The sequence below is a fragment of the Kribbella sp. NPDC023855 genome, from assembly GCF_040639475.1.
GTDB lineage: Bacteria > Actinomycetota > Actinomycetes > Propionibacteriales > Kribbellaceae > Kribbella.
Map to the genome: position 1 here is coordinate 322083 of NZ_JBFAAA010000004.1, position 16094 is coordinate 338176.

At 68.8% G+C, this 16094-nt stretch carries 14 protein-coding genes; 13 read left to right on the top strand and 1 reads right to left on the bottom strand.

Annotation, left to right across the window (positions count from 1 at the left end; all coding sequences use genetic code 11):
• Positions 1-127: 127 nt before the first annotated feature.
• Both efp and nusB read left to right on the top strand, forming a co-directional pair.
• Complete coding sequence (gene efp / locus AB0F51_RS16830; protein ID WP_360280567.1) at positions 128-691, top strand: elongation factor P; 564 nt, start codon at positions 128-130, stop codon at positions 689-691.
• Positions 692-726: 35 nt separating this feature from the next.
• Complete coding sequence (nusB, locus tag AB0F51_RS16835) at positions 727-1137, top strand: transcription antitermination factor NusB (protein WP_360280570.1); 411 nt, start codon at positions 727-729, stop codon at positions 1135-1137.
• Positions 1138-1362: 225 nt separating this feature from the next.
• Here the strand turns inward: nusB and AB0F51_RS16840 are convergent, their stop codons facing one another.
• On the bottom strand, positions 1363-1875 hold the full coding sequence (locus AB0F51_RS16840; protein ID WP_026163359.1) for a transcriptional regulator: 513 nt from the start codon (positions 1873-1875) through the stop codon (positions 1363-1365).
• A 231-nt stretch (positions 1876-2106) separates the two neighbouring features.
• Between AB0F51_RS16840 and pyrR the strand changes: the two genes are divergently transcribed.
• The 11 genes from pyrR (at position 2107) to AB0F51_RS16895 (ending at position 16075) form a co-directional block, all read left to right on the top strand.
• Positions 2107-2739, top strand: coding sequence for a bifunctional pyr operon transcriptional regulator/uracil phosphoribosyltransferase PyrR (pyrR, locus tag AB0F51_RS16845; RefSeq protein WP_360280573.1), 633 nt, complete (start codon positions 2107-2109; stop codon positions 2737-2739).
• A complete protein-coding gene (locus AB0F51_RS16850) occupies positions 2736-3683 on the top strand; it encodes an aspartate carbamoyltransferase catalytic subunit (protein WP_360280576.1) in 948 nt (315 codons plus the stop codon). Before pyrR ends, AB0F51_RS16850 begins: the two co-directional genes overlap by 4 nt.
• Entirely contained in the window at positions 3680-4972 is a 1293-nt protein-coding gene (locus AB0F51_RS16855) for a dihydroorotase (protein WP_360280578.1), read from the top strand. Before AB0F51_RS16850 ends, AB0F51_RS16855 begins: the two co-directional genes overlap by 4 nt.
• A complete protein-coding gene (locus tag AB0F51_RS16860) occupies positions 4969-5457 on the top strand; it encodes a hypothetical protein (RefSeq protein ID WP_360280581.1) in 489 nt (162 codons plus the stop codon). Before AB0F51_RS16855 ends, AB0F51_RS16860 begins: the two co-directional genes overlap by 4 nt.
• Complete coding sequence (carA, locus tag AB0F51_RS16865) at positions 5454-6584, top strand: glutamine-hydrolyzing carbamoyl-phosphate synthase small subunit (RefSeq protein ID WP_360280584.1); 1131 nt, start codon at positions 5454-5456, stop codon at positions 6582-6584. The genes AB0F51_RS16860 and carA overlap by 4 nt, the downstream gene beginning before the upstream one ends.
• Positions 6584-9949 carry a carbamoyl-phosphate synthase large subunit gene (gene carB, locus AB0F51_RS16870; protein WP_360280587.1) on the top strand — a complete coding sequence of 1122 codons (3366 nt, stop codon included), beginning with the start codon at positions 6584-6586 and terminating at the stop codon, positions 9947-9949. The genes carA and carB overlap by 1 nt, the downstream gene beginning before the upstream one ends.
• The gene (locus tag AB0F51_RS16875; RefSeq protein WP_360280590.1) at positions 9949-11037 is read left to right on the top strand and encodes a quinone-dependent dihydroorotate dehydrogenase; all 1089 of its coding nucleotides are present in this window, start codon (positions 9949-9951) and stop codon (positions 11035-11037) included. The genes carB and AB0F51_RS16875 overlap by 1 nt, the downstream gene beginning before the upstream one ends.
• 17 nt (positions 11038-11054) lie before the next feature.
• Positions 11055-11891, top strand: a complete 837-nt coding sequence (pyrF, locus tag AB0F51_RS16880) for an orotidine-5'-phosphate decarboxylase (RefSeq protein ID WP_360280593.1) — start codon at positions 11055-11057, stop codon at positions 11889-11891.
• A 179-nt stretch (positions 11892-12070) separates the two neighbouring features.
• Complete coding sequence (locus AB0F51_RS16885; RefSeq protein ID WP_360280596.1) at positions 12071-12403, top strand: hypothetical protein; 333 nt, start codon at positions 12071-12073, stop codon at positions 12401-12403.
• A 121-nt stretch (positions 12404-12524) separates the two neighbouring features.
• Positions 12525-13043 (top strand): hypothetical protein, encoded by a 519-nt coding sequence (locus AB0F51_RS16890; protein WP_360280599.1) that lies wholly within the window; start codon positions 12525-12527, stop codon positions 13041-13043.
• A 17-nt stretch (positions 13044-13060) separates the two neighbouring features.
• The gene (locus tag AB0F51_RS16895) at positions 13061-16075 is read left to right on the top strand and encodes a polysaccharide deacetylase family protein (protein ID WP_360280601.1); all 3015 of its coding nucleotides are present in this window, start codon (positions 13061-13063) and stop codon (positions 16073-16075) included.
• The last annotated feature ends 19 nt before the right edge of the window (positions 16076-16094 follow it).

The window sequence follows — 16094 nt, forward strand, 5'->3', positions numbered from 1 at the left end:
AATGCGCCGCCTCGAGGCCAGCGTAAGGCCCGCGGAGACCACGAATCGGGAGAACCGCGTGCCGACCGCTACAATCTGGCGTACCGCTGATCACTTCCGCTGTGACATTTCGAAGGGGAACTCCCGCGTGGCATCGACGAACGACCTCAAGAACGGCATGGTGCTCAACCTGGATGGGCAGCTGTGGTCTGTCGTCTGGTTCCAGCACCACAAGCCCGGTAAGGGCGGTGCCGTGATGCGGACCAAGCTGAAGAACGTGCTGAGCGGCAAGGTCGTCGACAAGACCTTCAACGCCGACGTCAAGGTCGACGTGGCCAACGTCGACAAGCGCGACATGACGTACCTGTACAACGACGGCGGCTCCTTCGTCTTCATGGACAAGACCACCTACGAGCAGGTGAGCATCACCCCCGAGGTCGTCGGCGACGCCTCGCACTTCCTGCTGGAGAACCAGGACGCCATCGTCGCGGTGCACGAGGACCTCCCGCTGTACGTCGAGCTCCCGGCCTCGGTCGAGCTCACCGTGGAGTACACCGAGCCCGGTCTGCAGGGCGACCGCTCGACGGGTGGCACCAAGCCCGCGAAGCTGGAGACCGGCTACACGATCAACGTCCCGCTGTTCCTGACCACCGGCGAGAAGGTCAAGGTGGACACCCGGACAGGGGACTACCTCGGCCGCGTCACCTCCTGACCAGCAGCACCTATTCCTGGAGCTGACAACAGAACATGTCTGCCCGTAGCAAGGCCCGCAAGCGCGCCCTCGACGTGCTCTTCGAGTCGGAGGTCCGGGGGCTGCCGGTCGGCGGCACCCTGGCCGACCGGGTGGCTGACAACGACCCGCCGGTGAACGAGTTCACCGTGGCGCTGGTCGAGGGTGTGGCCAAGCACATCGAACAGATCGACGAGCTGCTCGGCGCGCACTCGGTGGGCTGGACGCTGGACCGGATGCCGGCCGTCGACCGCAACATCCTCCGGATCGGTGCCTACGAGCTGCTGTTCGACGAGCAGGTCCCGGACGTGGTGGCGGTCAGCGAGGCCGTCTCGATGGCGCGCGACCTGTCCACCGACGAGTCGCCGGCCTTCGTCAACGGGCTGCTGGCCCGGCTGCTGCAGCTGAAGCCCACCCTCGGCGTCTAGTCCCGCCGCCGGAAGTCCAAGCCGCCGGAAGTCCAATAGGCCCGGTACCGCCACGGTGCGGTGCCGGGCCCTCTCAGCGTCCCCGTTCGTCGGCTCGGGGGAACGGCCCCGGCCTGATAGTGCGAGAAACTTGGCCCGTCCCCCGTGAGGAGGGCGGGCAGGCGGCCGCGGGCAAGCTGCTACGAGCCCCGACCGTCTTGTCGCGCCGTTCCGAGTCGGACGCCGTCAGGCGCCGGCTGCCTCGGACTCCTCGACGTCACCCTTCGCCTCCGGGTTCAGCACACCCCAGGAGATGAAACGCTCGGTCAGAGTCGTCGGCGACTCGTCGTAGATCACGGCCAGGGTTCGCATATCGTCCTGTCGGATCGACAGCACCTTGCCGTTGTAGTCCCCGCGCTGAGCCTGGATGGTGGCCGCGTACCGCGTGAGCGGACCGGCCTCACTCGCGTCGAGGTGTTGCAGAGCCTCCAGATCCAGAATCAACCGGGGCGGAGCTGCAGCCGCAGCAGCCGCACTGGCGGATCCGGGCAGCAGCTCACGGATCGGCACGCCGTAGAAATCGGCGAGCTCCGCGAGCTTCTGGACGGTGACGGCCCGATCGCCACGCTCGTAAGAGCCGACGACGACCGCCTTCCAGCGACCCTTGGACTTCTCTTCCACGCCGTGCAGCGACAGACCTTGCTGCTGGCGGATGGCGCGCAACTTGCCGCCCAGTGTCTTCGCGTATTCGCTAGGCACGCTGGTACTTCCCTCCGACTTTTGGTCGATACTCCGATGGCCCGGACAGTGACTTCTCAGTAACTCTTACCAATGGGCCGTTTGGTGAAACCCCCCACGATTACACAGAGTAACAATATTCTGGGCCAGAGGCCAGCGTCAAGACGGCGTGTCACTTCCGATACCATGGCAAGCGGTCCGAACGTCCTTTAAAGACCCGTCCAGAGAGGCGGGAAAGGAGGAACGGTAGCGATGAGCCCTGCCTCGGTGCCAGAGCCGGAGGGCACGTTGGTGGAAAATTCCGCCCGCGTGGCCCAGGCCACACCCCGCACAGTGCTGGATGCTTCCGATATTTCCCGGGCACTGACCCGGATCGCGCACGAGATCCTCGAGCGCAACCGGGGTGCCGACCCCGTCGTCCTGCTCGGCATTCCCACCCGTGGCGTCGGTCTGGCGACCCGGATCTCCGACCGGATCGCGGCCGTCGAGGGGCGCAGCGTGCCCACAGGGTCACTCGATGTGACGATGTACCGCGACGACATCGGGCTCAAACCGGCCCGTGCGCTGGAGCACACCGACATCCCGCCGGGCGGTATCGACGGCAAGGTCGTCGTGCTGGTCGACGACGTGCTGTTCTCCGGCCGGACCATCCGGGCCGCGTTGGACGCGATCGGCGACATCGGCCGGCCCAAGGCGGTCCAGCTAGCTGTCCTGGTCGACCGCGGCCACCGCGAACTGCCGATCCGCGCGGACTACGTCGGCAAGAACCTGCCCACCTCGCTGGTCGAGCGGGTCACCGTCCATCTGACCGAGTACGACGCGGACGACGCGGTCCTGATCGCCGACAAACCGGCGCGGGCCGAGCGGGAGGTGCAGGCGCGATGAGGCACTTGCTGAGTGCGGGTGATCTGTCGCTGGACGAGGCGAACCTGATCCTGGACACCGCCGAGGAGATGCGCTCGCTGGCGGACCGGCCGATCAAGAAGCTGCCCGCCCTGCGCGGCCGCACGGTGGTGAACCTGTTCTTCGAGGACTCCACCCGGACCCGGATCTCGTTCGAGGCGGCCGCCAAGCGGCTGTCGGCCGATGTGATCAACTTCTCCGCCAAGGGCTCGAGCGTCAGCAAGGGCGAAAGCCTCAAGGACACCGCGCTGACCCTGCAGGCGATGGGCGCCGACGGTGTCGTCTGCCGGCACGGCTCGTCCGGGGCACCGCATCTGCTGGCCACCTCCGGCTGGCTGAACGGCTCGGTGGTCAACGCCGGCGACGGCACCCACGAGCACCCGACCCAGGCGCTGCTCGACGCCTTCACGATGCGCCGCCACCTCGGTTCGCTCGACGGGCGCCGGATCACCATCGTCGGTGACGTCCTGCACAGCCGGGTAGCCCGATCCAACGTGCTGCTGCTCTCGACGCTCGGCGCCGAGGTCACCGTGGTCGCGCCCCCGACGCTGCTCCCGGTCGACATGACCAACTGGCCCTGCGCCACGTCGTACGACCTGGACGGGGCACTGGCCAAGAGTGACGCGGTGATGATGCTGCGGGTCCAGCGCGAGCGGATGAACGACGCGTTCTTCCCCAGCGCCCGCGAGTACACCCGGCGCTACGGGCTGGACGTGCACCGGATGGCCCAGCTCGGCGACGAGGCGATCGTGCTGCACCCCGGCCCGATGAACCGGGGGATGGAGATCAGCGCCGAGGTCGCCGACTCGACCCGCTCGGTGATCGTCGAACAGGTCACGAACGGCGTGGCGATCCGGATGGCCGTGCTTTACCTGCTGCTGTCAGGCAGTAACGACACCAACCCGACTGAGGAGCCCAAGGCATGACCGCGTACCTGATCACCGGAGCCGGCATCATTGGTGGCGAGGTGGCGGACCTGCTGATCGACGCCGGTGAGATCGTCGCCGTGGGCAACGACCTCGCCAAGCCCGACGGTGCCGAGGTGATCGACGCGACCGGGCTGATCGCGCTTCCCGGGCTGGTCGACCTGCACACCCACCTGCGCGAGCCCGGCCGTGAGGACGCCGAGACCGTCCTCACCGGCACCCGGGCCGCGGCGATCGGCGGCTTCACCGCCGTCTTCGCGATGGCCAACACCGACCCGGTCGCCGACACGGCCGGCGTCGTCGAGCAGGTCTGGCGCCTCGGCCGCGAAGCCGGGTACGCCGATGTCATCCCGATCGGAGCAGTCACCGTCGGCCGGCAGGGCACCCAGCTCGCGGAGCTCGGCGCGATGGCGGACTCGGCGGCCCGCGTGCGGGTCTTCTCCGACGACGGCGACTGTGTCTGGGACGCCGCCCTGATGCGCCGCGCCCTCGAGTACGTGAAGGCCTTCGGCGGCACGATCGCCCAGCACGCTCAGGAGCCGCGGCTGACCCAGGGCGCCCAGATGAACGAGGGAGCGCTGTCCGGCGTGCTCGGGCTGACCGGCTGGCCGAGCGTCGCCGAGGAGTCGATCATCGCGCGCGACATCCTGCTCAACGCGCACGTCGGCTCGAAGCTGCACATCTGCCACCTGTCCACCAAGGGCTCGGTCGAGATCGTCCGCGCCGCCAAGCGCCGCGGACTCGAGGTCACCGCCGAGGTGACCCCGCACCACCTGCTGCTGACCGAGGACCTGGCGGCGTCGTACAACCCGGTCTACAAGGTGAACCCGCCGCTGCGGACCAAGGCCGACGTCGAGGCGGTCCGCGAGGGCCTGGCCGACGGCACGATCGACATCGTCGCCACCGACCACGCGCCGCACCCGGTGGAGGACAAGGACTGCGAGTGGAGCGCGGCCGCGTTCGGGATGACCGGGCTGGAGACCGCGCTCTCGGTGGTCCAGCACACGATGATCGACACCAAGCTGCTGACCTGGGCCGACCTGGCCGACCGGATGAGCTACCGGCCGGCCGCGATCGGCCAGATCAGTGACCACGGGCAGCCCCTCACAGTGGGAGCCCCCGCCAACCTGGTCCTGGTCGACCCGGCGGCCGAGCGCACCGTCGTACCGAGTGAGACGGCGTCACTGTCGCGGAACACTCCGTTCGCCGGGATGACGCTGCCCGGCCGGGTGATGGCGACCTTCCTGCGCGGCGAACCGACCGTGCTCGACGGGAAGCTCACCAAGTGAAGGTTGTTCTGGGCATCCTCGGCACGCTGCTGGTGATCGGTGGCGGCTGGTTCGGCATGTACCGCGGCTGGCGCAACCGCCAGTCCCGGCAGGCCGATCTCGCGCCGCTGCCGGTAGTGCCCGAGGGCAAAGTAAAGGGCGTCGAAGGTGTCTACGTCGCCACCACGACCGCCGGCGACTGGATGGACCGGATCGCCGTGCACGAACTCGGAGTCCGCAGTACCGCGGACCTGGCCGTCAGTGAGGCCGGCCTGATCTTCCATCGGCAAGGGGCGGCGGACGTCTTCATCCCCGCGGACCACCTGACCGGTGTCCGGACCGACCGCGGGATCGCGGGCAAGGTCACCGCCGAGGCCTCCGGGCTGGTCGTGGTGACCTGGACCCATGACGGCCGCGAGCTCGACACCGGCTTCCGGCCCCGCCGCAAGGCCGACACCGCCCCGCTGACCGAATCCATCTCGACCCTGATCGGAGCCGAGCAATGAGCCAGGCCGCCACACTTCCTGCGCTGCTGGTCCTCGAGGACGGCCGCGCCTTCGCCGGTACGTCGTACGGGGCGACCGGCGAGACCTTCGGCGAGGCGGTGTTCACCACCGGCATGACCGGCTACCAGGAGACGCTGACCGACCCGTCGTACCACCGCCAGATCGTCACCCAGACCGCGCCGCACATCGGCAACACCGGCGTCAACGACGAGGACGACGAGTCGCAGCGGATCTGGGTCGCTGGGTACGTCGTCCGCGACCCCGCCCGGGTGCCGTCGAACTGGCGCGCCACCCGCACCCTCGACGACCAGCTGAGAGGCCAGGGCATTGTCGGGATCTCCGGCATCGACACCCGGGCGCTGACCCGGCACCTGCGCGAGCGCGGCGCGATGCGGGCCGGGATCTCGACCGAGATCCTGGATCCCGAGGTGTTGCTGCGCAAGGTGCTCGAGCAGCCGCCGATGGCCGGCGCCGACCTGGCCGAACAGGTCACCACGGCCGACGCGTACGTCGTACCGGCGGAGGGGGAGAAGCGGTTCACCGTGGTCGCCCTCGACCTCGGCATCAAGTCGATGACGCCCAAGCGGATGGCCGAGCGCGGGATCGAGGTCCACGTGCTGCCGGCCACCGCGTCGCTGGAGGAGGTGCTGGCGGTCAACCCCGACGGCATCTTCATGAGCAACGGCCCGGGCGACCCGGAGACCACCGAGCACCCGACCACGCTGCTCAAGGAACTGCTCGGCCGCAACATCCCGTACTTCGGGATCTGCTTCGGCAACCAGGTCTTCGGCCGCGCGCTGGGACTGGGCACCTTCAAGCTGAAGTACGGGCACCGCGGGATCAACCAGCCGGTGCTCGACCGGGCCACCGGCAAGGTGGAGATCACCTCGCAGAACCACGGCTTCGCGGTCGACGCCCCGCTCGACGGGACGATCGACACGCCGTACGGCGTCGCCGAGGTGAGCCACGTGTCGCTCAACGACAACGTCGTCGAAGGGCTCAAGCTGACCGGTCGCGACGGCAAGCCGCTCGCGTTCTCGGTCCAGTACCACCCAGAGGCAGCCGCCGGGCCGCACGACTCGGCCTACCTGTTCGACCGCTTCGTAGAGCTGATGGAGAAAAGCTGATGCCCCGCCGTACAGACATCGAATCGGTGCTGGTGATCGGTTCCGGCCCGATCGTGATCGGCCAGGCCTGTGAGTTCGACTACTCCGGGACGCAGGCCTGCCGGGTGCTGAAGGAAGAGGGTTTCCGGGTCATCCTGGTGAACTCCAACCCGGCCACGATCATGACGGACCCCGAGTTCGCCGACGCGACCTACGTCGAGCCGATCACGCCGGAGTTCGTCGAGAAGGTGATCGAGAAGGAGCGCCCGAACGTCCTGCTCGCCACCCTGGGCGGCCAGACCGCGCTGAACGCGGCGATCTCGCTGCACGAGAACGGCGTGCTGGAGAAGTACGGCGTCGAGCTGATCGGCGCCTCCGTGGACGCGATCCAGCGCGGCGAGAACCGGGAGTCGTTCAAGGCGATCGTGGAGTCGCTGGGCGCCGAGACCGCCCGCTCGCACGTCTGCCACACGATGGACGACGTACTCGCCGCGGCCGATGCGCTGGGCTACCCGCTGATCATCCGGCCGTCGTTCACGATGGGCGGCGTCGGCTCCGGGATGGCCTACGACGAGAACGACCTGCGCCGGATCGCCGGCGCCGGCCTGACCGCCAGCCCGACCACCGAGGTGCTGATCGAGGAGTCGATCGTCGGCTGGAAGGAGTACGAGCTGGAGGTGATGCGCGACAAGGCGGACAACGTCGTGATCATCTGCTCGATCGAGAACGTCGACCCGATGGGTGTGCACACCGGCGACTCGGTCACGGTGGCCCCGGCGATGACGCTGACCGACCGCGAGTACCAGACCATGCGGGACCTGGCCATCGGCATCATCCGCGAGGTCGGGGTGGACACCGGCGGCTGCAACATCCAGTTCGCGGTGAACCCGGCCGACGGCCGGCTGATCGTGATCGAGATGAACCCGCGGGTGTCGCGGTCCTCGGCGCTGGCCTCGAAGGCGACCGGCTTCCCGATCGCGAAGATCGCCGCGAAGGTGGCCATCGGCTACACCCTGGACGAGATCCCGAACGACATCACCCAGCAGACCCCGGCCAGCTTCGAGCCGACGCTGGACTACGTGGTGGTGAAGGTGCCGCGGTTCGCGTTCGAGAAGTTCCCGGCCGCGGACGCCACCTTGACCACGCACATGAAGAGCGTCGGCGAGGCGATGGCGATCGGCCGCAACTACACCGAGGCGCTGCAGAAGGCGCTGCGTTCGCTGGAGAAGCCGGAGGCCCGGTTCTCCTGGGCCGACGCGCCCTCGTCCGACCTGGAGTCGTTGCTGGAGGCAATCAAGACGCCGCACGACGGCCGGCTGCGCACGGTGATGGACGCGATCCGGGCCGGCGCGACGCCGGAGCAGATCTTCGACGCGACCAAGATCGACCCGTGGTTCGTGGACCAGCTGTACCTGATCCACGAGACCGCCGGCCAGGTCGCGGCCGCGCCCCGGCTGACGCCGGAGATCCTCCGGCTGGCCAAGCGGCACGGCTTCTCCGACCTGCAGCTGGCCGAGATCCGCGGGCTGGCCGAGGACGTCGTCCGCGGGGTCCGGCAGGCGCTGGGGATCCGCCCGGTCTACAAGACGGTCGACACCTGCGCGGCCGAGTTCGCCGCCGCGACGCCGTACCACTACTCCTCCTACGACGAGGAGACCGAGGTCGCGCCGCGGGAGACCCCGGCGGTGCTGATCCTCGGCTCGGGCCCGAACCGGATCGGCCAGGGCATCGAGTTCGACTACTCGTGTGTGCACGCGTCGATGGCACTGCGGGACGCCGGCTACTGCACGATCATGGTCAACTGCAACCCCGAGACGGTCTCCACCGACTACGACACCTCCGACCGGCTGTACTTCGAGCCGCTCACCTGCGAAGACGTCCTGGAGATCGTGTACGCCGAGATGCAGGCCGGCCCGATCGCCGGCGTCATCGTCCAGCTCGGCGGGCAGACCCCGCTCGGCCTGGCCCAGCGGCTCGCCGACGCCGGGGTGCCAATCGTCGGGACTTCACCCGAGGCGATCCACCTCGCCGAGGAGCGTGGCGCCTTCGGCAAGGTGCTGTCCGACGCGAACCTGCCGGCCCCGAAACACGGGACGGCGATGTCCTTCGACGAGGCACAGCTGATCGCCACCGAGATCGGCTTCCCGGTTCTGGTCCGGCCGTCGTACGTGCTCGGCGGCCGCGGCATGGAGATCGTGTACTCCGATGCCGAGCTGACCGCCGCGCTCGAGCGGCTCAGCGGAGGCGCGCTGGCCGCGAACTGGGAGCACCCGGTGCTGATCGACCGGTTCCTGGACGACGCGGTGGAGATCGACGTCGACGCGTTGTACGACGGCACGGAGCTGTTCCTGGGTGGCGTGATGGAGCACATCGAGGAGGCCGGGGTGCACTCGGGCGACTCGTCCTGCGCGCTGCCGCCCATCACCCTCGGGAACGCGGACATCGAGAAGATCCGCGAGTCCACCGAGGCGATCGCCCGCGGTGTCGGCGTACGGGGTCTGCTGAACGTGCAGTACGCGCTGGCCGGTGACGTGCTCTACGTGCTGGAGGCGAACCCGCGCGCGTCGCGGACGGTGCCGTTCGTGTCGAAGGCGACCGCGACCCCGCTGGCCAAGGCGGCGGCCCGAGTGATGCTCGGGGCAACGATCGCCGAGCTGCGCACCGAGGGCATGCTGCCGGCCGAGGGCGACGGGGGCACGCTGCCCGCGTCGACGCCGATCGCGGTCAAGGAAGCGGTGATGCCGTTCAACCGGTTCCGCACCCTCGACGGCGCGTCGGTGGACACCGTGCTCGGGCCGGAGATGCGCTCGACCGGTGAGGTGATGGGCATCGACGACACCTTCGGGACGGCGTTCGCCAAGTCGCAGGCCGCCGCGTCCCAGCCGCTGCCGGGTGCCGGCAAGGTGTTCGTCTCGGTGGCGAACCGGGACAAGCGGGCGATGATCTTCCCGGTCAAGCGGCTGGCCGACCTGGGCTTCCAGATCTACGCGACCGAAGGCACCGCCGACGTACTGCGGCGCAACGGCGTCCAGGCCGTGACGGTCCGCAAGAGCAGCCAGGGGCCAGGGCCGAACGGTGAGCCGACGATCGTCCAGATGGTCCAGGACGGCGAGCTGAACCTGATCGTCAACACCCCGATCGGGATCACCAAGGATGGTTCCCCGCGCCTCGACGGCTACGAGATCCGCAGCGCGGCGGTGGCCCGCAACATCCCCTGCATCACCACGGTCCAAGGCCTCGGCGCAGCGGTCCAGGGCATCGAGGCACAGCAAGCAGGTGACATCGGAGTCCGCTCCTTGCAGGACTGGGCCAGCCGCATCCGCGGCGAGGCCGACGCGCCGGCCGGCACGCCTTCCATCTCCTCTTCGCCGGAGGCAGGGAGTTGATGTACGAGCGGCTCATCCGGCCCGTCCTCTACCGCCTCGGTAGAGGCGACGCCGAGGTGGCGCACGAGCAGACGCTTCACGGGTTGCGGCGACTGAGCCGCATCCCGGGGGCGGTGCCTGCTCTGTCTCGCACGTACGGCGCACTGCCGGCCGGGCTGGAGCGCACTGTGTTCGGGGTGCGCTTCCCCAGCCCGGTCGGACTGGCCGCGGGGATGGACAAGAACGGTCTGGCTTTGCCGGCCTGGCGGGCGCTCGGTTTCGGGTTCGTCGAGGTCGGCACGGTGACCGCGCATCCACAGCCCGGCAACGAGAAACCCCGCCTGTTCCGGCTGGTCGACAGCGAAGCCGTGATCAACCGGATGGGCTTCAACAACGAAGGGTCCGAAGCGCTCGCGAGCCGGCTGGCTGAGTACATGCTGACCCCACCCCACCACCCCGGTCAGGTGTACGGGGATCTGGGCTACCCGCTCGGCATCAGCATCGGGAAGTCCAAGGTGACGCCGCTGGAGGACGCGGTGGGGGACTACGTCACCTCTCTGCGCCGGCTGTATCGCTTCGGCGACTACTTCGCCGTCAACGTCAGCTCGCCGAACACACCGGGCCTGCGTTCCTTGCAGGACGCCGGTCACCTGCGCGAGCTCCTCACCGCCCTGCACGACGAGGCGAGGACCCTCAGCACGGGCGGCCGCGACCCGAAGCCGATCCTGGTGAAGATCGCACCGGACCTGGCCGAGCCGGCGATCGACGAGCTGCTCGGCGTCTGCACCGACGTCGGTGTGGCCGGCATCATCGCCACCAACACAACGATCGGCCGCTCGGGTCTGGCCCCTACCGACGAGCGACTCGGCGGCGAGACCGGCGGTCTGTCGGGCCGGCCGCTGACCGAGCTCGCGGCCAAGACCGTGGCCCAGATCCACGCGAGTACCAACGGAACGCTGCCGATCATCGGGGTCGGCGGCATCCTCGAACCCGACGACGCGGTCCGGCTGTTCGACGCCGGCGCCAGCCTGGTCCAGCTCTACACCGGCCTGATCTACCGAGGCCCGTCCCTGGTACGCCGCACCAACCGCAGATTGGCCCAAAGATGAGAGAGCGAGAACGTCCCATGAGCAGCCAGCCCTTCGGAACCCGGTTGCGCGCGGCAATGAACGAGCGCGGCCCGCTCTGCGTCGGGATCGACCCGCACGCCCACCTGCTCGACGCGTGGGGACTGCCGGACGACGCGGACGGCCTTGCCTCCTTCACCTTCGGGGTGGTGGACGCGCTCGCCGACCAGGTCGCGGTCTTCAAGCCGCAGTCGGCCTTCTTCGAGCGCTTCGGGTCGGCTGGCATCGCGGTACTGGAGCAGGCGACGATCCGGCTGCGCGAAGCCGGCGCACTGGTCATCATCGACGCGAAGCGCGGCGACATCGGGTCGACGATGGCCGGGTACGCGTCGGCGTACCTGGCAGAGAAGGGACCGCTGGCCTGCGACGCGTTGACCGTCAGCCCGTACCTCGGCTTCGGCTCGCTCCAACCAGCGATCGACGAGGCCCGGGCGGCCGGGGCCGGTCTGTTCGTGCTGGCGCTCACGTCGAACCCGGAGGGCCCGCAGTTCCAGTCGGCCCGGACCGTCGACGGGCCGACCGTGGCGGGCGCCGTGCTCGACGGTCTGCGGGAGCTCAACGCGGGTGCCGACGATCTCGGTTCGTTCGGTGCCGTGGTCGGCGCGACGATCAAGTCGACGGGGGAGGACCTCGACATCCGCGGCCCGCTGCTCGCGCCGGGGCTCGGTGCGCAAGGCGGTACGGCCGAAGGGCTGGCGGCGGTCTTCGGGTCGGCGGTGCGCAACGTCGTACCGTCGAGCTCTCGCGAGATCCTCGGAGCCGGTCCGGACGCGACGTCGCTGCGGGATGCGGCCGATCGGGCGAACGACGCTTTCCGCGCGGTCCTCGGATACTGACGACGCGACAGGTCACAGGCCGGTTCCAACCGACCGGTGGGAGGTTCCTCACGGCGTGCCGACAGCCGCGATGACCCTGCCGTTCGCCAGGGTTACCGGTGACGGGAAGAGATGGTCTTCCCGCGGTGACAGTTAGGACTGGAATGCGTAAGGTTGCGGCCCTCGCGGCGGTAGTGACAATGAGCGTCGGCTTCTTGACGGCGTGCTCGGGTGGCGACTACTGCAACGAGCTGAACAGCTATGCGACGGCCGCCAAGGGCCTCGACGTCAAGGACCCCAAGGCCGTCGAGAAGATGCGCGACGAGGCCAAGAAGGTGTCCAAGTCGGCGCCGGACGACCTGAAGGACGACTGGAAGATCCTGCTCGACTACGCCGACAAGGCGATCGACGCGAAGGGCGACACGGCCAAGCTCACCGAGCTGTCCAAGGCGGAGGGCGCGAAGGTCAAGCCGGCCTCCGACGCGATCGCCAAGCACGCCAAGGACACCTGCAAGCTGGACCTCAACGGCTGATCGGCCGACCTCGAACCGATGGCGGCGGCCAGGTGCCGCCGCCATCGGTTTTCGTTGCCGGTCCTGCTGCCGGTAGCGTGACCGGCTCCACCCCGCAAGCCCCTCGGAGGATGAGTTCCCGATGCGCCGCACCGCTGTGCTGACCGCGACGATCGCGATCGCTGCCGCCGCACTGACCGGCTGTACCGAAGAGCAGGCGTACTGCGTCGACCTGGCCGGCTTCGCCGCGGCCGCCACCAACGTCGACCCGCAGAAGCCGGCCGACTACGCCAAGATCCTCGAGGACGCCAAGAAGATGCGCGACGGCGCACCGGCCGAGGTCAAGGACGACTGGGCAGTGGTGGTCGGGTTCGCCGAAAAGGCGCAGAAGGCCGGGAAGAACGAGATCGAGCTGGCGCGGCTGAGCAAGCAGCTCGGTGGCGTGACCTCGGCGTACAAGGGCGATCGCCACCCAGGCGAAGGACTCCTGCAAGGTGGACATCCCCAACCTGAACTGAGCGCGCTGTCGCCGGTCGCACACGGTGCGGAGCCGGTGGCTGCGGAGGGTCTCGGCTCATATCCCAAACGGATTTGCGGTGCTAGCCTCGACAGCGGGGGGATGGCTGCACGCTTGTCGGCTGTCCTGGGGTTGGATCCGTAGATACCAGGGGGGCCTCGGTGTCAGTTTCAGGCTTGTTCACGTCACGCGCCTTACGCATCGGTGCCGCTCTCGCGGTCGCCGTTTCTTTCGGTCAGTTCACCGTCATGCAGGCGCAGGCCGCCGGCGAGACCGTGGTGTCGCTGACCTTCAACGACGGGCTGATGTCGCAGTACCAGCACGCGCGGCCGGTCCTGCTCGCCCACAGCGTGCAAGGCACCTTCTACACGTCGAGCAAGGTCCTCGAGGCCAACGCGCCGGGCTACATGGCGACCTGGCACGCCGATGCGCTCTATCGCGAAGGCAACGAGATCGGTGGCCTGAGCAAGGATCACGTCGATCTGACCGACCCGGGCACCGACCAGGCCTACAAACAGGACCAGGTTTGTGGCGACAGGCAACGACTTGCCACCCTGGGCTACGACCCGCAGAGCTTCAGCTACCCGTTCGCCGCGGTGAACGCGAACGCCGAGAGCATCGTCCAGGGCTGTGGCTACCTGTCCGGCCGGACCGTCGGCGGCCTGTCCACGACCACCGGCCCGTACGCCGAACTGATGCCGCCGGCCGACGCGTTCCGGCTCAGTACGGCGAACCTGCCGGGTGGACCGATCCAGCTGGCCGACCTGCAGACTGCGGTGAATGTTGCCGCCGGCAATGGTGGCGGCTGGGTGCCGATCGCGTTCAACCACGTCTGCCAGCCGAGCGCGGCCGACTACTCCAACTGCATGACCACCTACCAGGCGCTCGACGCCGGCGTCCTGTCGGCCTTCCTCGACTGGCTGCAAAGCCCGGAAGCACCCGCCGGTACTACGGTCCAGCGGGTCCGCGACGTGATGGGCGCCGGACCGCAACCGCCGTTGCCGCCCCGGCCGACCACGGTCTCGCTGACCTTCGACGACGGGCTCAAGTCGCAGTACGCGACCCGAACGATCTTCTCGTCGCACGGCATGCACGGGACCTTCTACATCAACAGCGGGCCGGTGGACGCGGCCGAAGCGGGCACCATGACCTGGACGCAGATCCACGCTCTCCGGGCCGATGGCAACGACATCGGTGGCCACACCAAGGACCATGTCGACCTGACCGCGGCGGACACCAGCTTCGACTACCGCTGGAAGCAGGCCTGTGACGACCGGGCCCGGCTGCAGGCACAGGGCTTCTCGCCGGCGAGCTTCGCCTATCCGTTCGCGGCCTTCAACGCCCAGGCGATCAGCATCATCAAGGGCTGTGGCTATCAGTCCGGACGCACCGGCGGCAGCCTCCTGGTGGGTGGCCCGCTCTACAGCGAGGCGATCCCGCCACCGGAGCCGTTCAGCTTCAAGGCGCTCGGTACGACGTACGACGGCCCGATCACCCTGCAGTCACTGCAGGACGCGGTCAACGGTCCCGCCGAGCGCGCCGGCGGCTGGGTGCCGATGCTCTTCCACGAGATCTGCATCGAGGGCTCCTCGGACTTCAGTGCCTGCATGGCCGGCTACCGCCCGGTCTCCAACACCACGCTGAGCCAGTTCATGGACTGGGTGACGGCGAACGCGAGCCGCGGCATCTCGGTCAAGACCGTGGCCGAGGTGATGAGCGGCGGGCAAACGATCCCGAACCCGGTCATCACGGCACCGACGGCCGGCCAGCAGCGCCCGCCGAACCCGACGATCAGCGGCACCGCACTGACGACGGGTGGCGACGTCACGGTCGACCTGTACTCCGGCCCGTACAGCCTCGGTACGCCGGTCCTGTCGGCCACCGCGACCAACAACAGCGGCACCTGGACGACCACGCTGCCCGGTCCGCTGGCGAACGGCACCTACACGGTCCAGGTCAAGCAGACCGGCAACGGCCTGACCGGCCTCAGCGCGCCCCGGACGTTCGTGGTCTCCGACACGATCGACCTGACGCCGCCGGCGATTGCGATCACCACCCCGGCGAACAACTCGCGCACCTCCGACACGACGCCGACCATCAGCGGCACCGGCGGCACAGCGACGGGTGATGTCGCCACGGCCACTGTGCGCGTCTACAACGGCGCTACCGCGACCGGTACGCCGCGCCAGACGGTCGCAGCACCGATCACGGCCGGAGCCTGGACGATGACGTCCGCAGCGCTTCCACAGGGCACCTACACCGCGCAGGCGACCCAGACCGATGCCGCGGGCAACGTCGGTACCAGTACGTCGACGTTCACGGTGGATACCACCAAGCCGATCGTCCGGATCACCAGCCCGGTCAACAGCACGACGATCACCTCGACAGCACCGTTCACGGTGTCCGGGACGACCGGAACGCTGGCCGGTGACACCACTGCGGTCACCCTGAGGGTCCACGCGGGCAGCGGCACCTCTGGGGCAGTAGTAGCCACCCTGCCCAGTACTGCGAGCGCAGGCGCCTGGTCAGCCAGCGTCTCGGGCCTCAATGCCGGGACGTACACGCTGAGTGCCTCCAGCATGGACACTGCCGGCAACACGGGCGTCAGCAACAGCGTCGTCGTCGTACTGCGCAGTGCCATGACGGTCACGTCGCTGTCGCCGAACGCCCACGCCCAGGGCCTGACCGGCCGGGCGGTCGCGATCAACGGCACCGGCTTCACGGCCGCGTCCGTGCCGTCCTTCACCGGTGCGGGCGTGACGATGACGTCCTACACCTTCGTCAGCGCCACCCGGATCAACGCGGTGATCAACACCTCGGCGACGGCGACCATCGGCCGGAGCAACATCGTGGTCAGCCGGCCCGGCACCTTCGACGCGGTCTGTACCAACTGTGTGACGGTGAACGCACCGCCGGTGGTGACCGGCGCCTCACCCAGCACGGTGTCCAGGGGACTGCTGAAGTCGTTCGCGATCACCGGCAGCGGGTTCACCGCGGCCAGTCAGGTGAGCTTCTCCGGCGGGGCCGGGATCAACATCCTGACGATCAGCCGGTCGCCGAACCTGATCAACATCACCACCTCGTCGATCTCCGGCGCGGCGGGTGTCCGCAACATCACCGTGACGAACCCTGACGGCGGCGTGTCGACCTGCGTCGGCTGCCTCACCATCACGTAGCGCCACGGCTCCGGCCGGA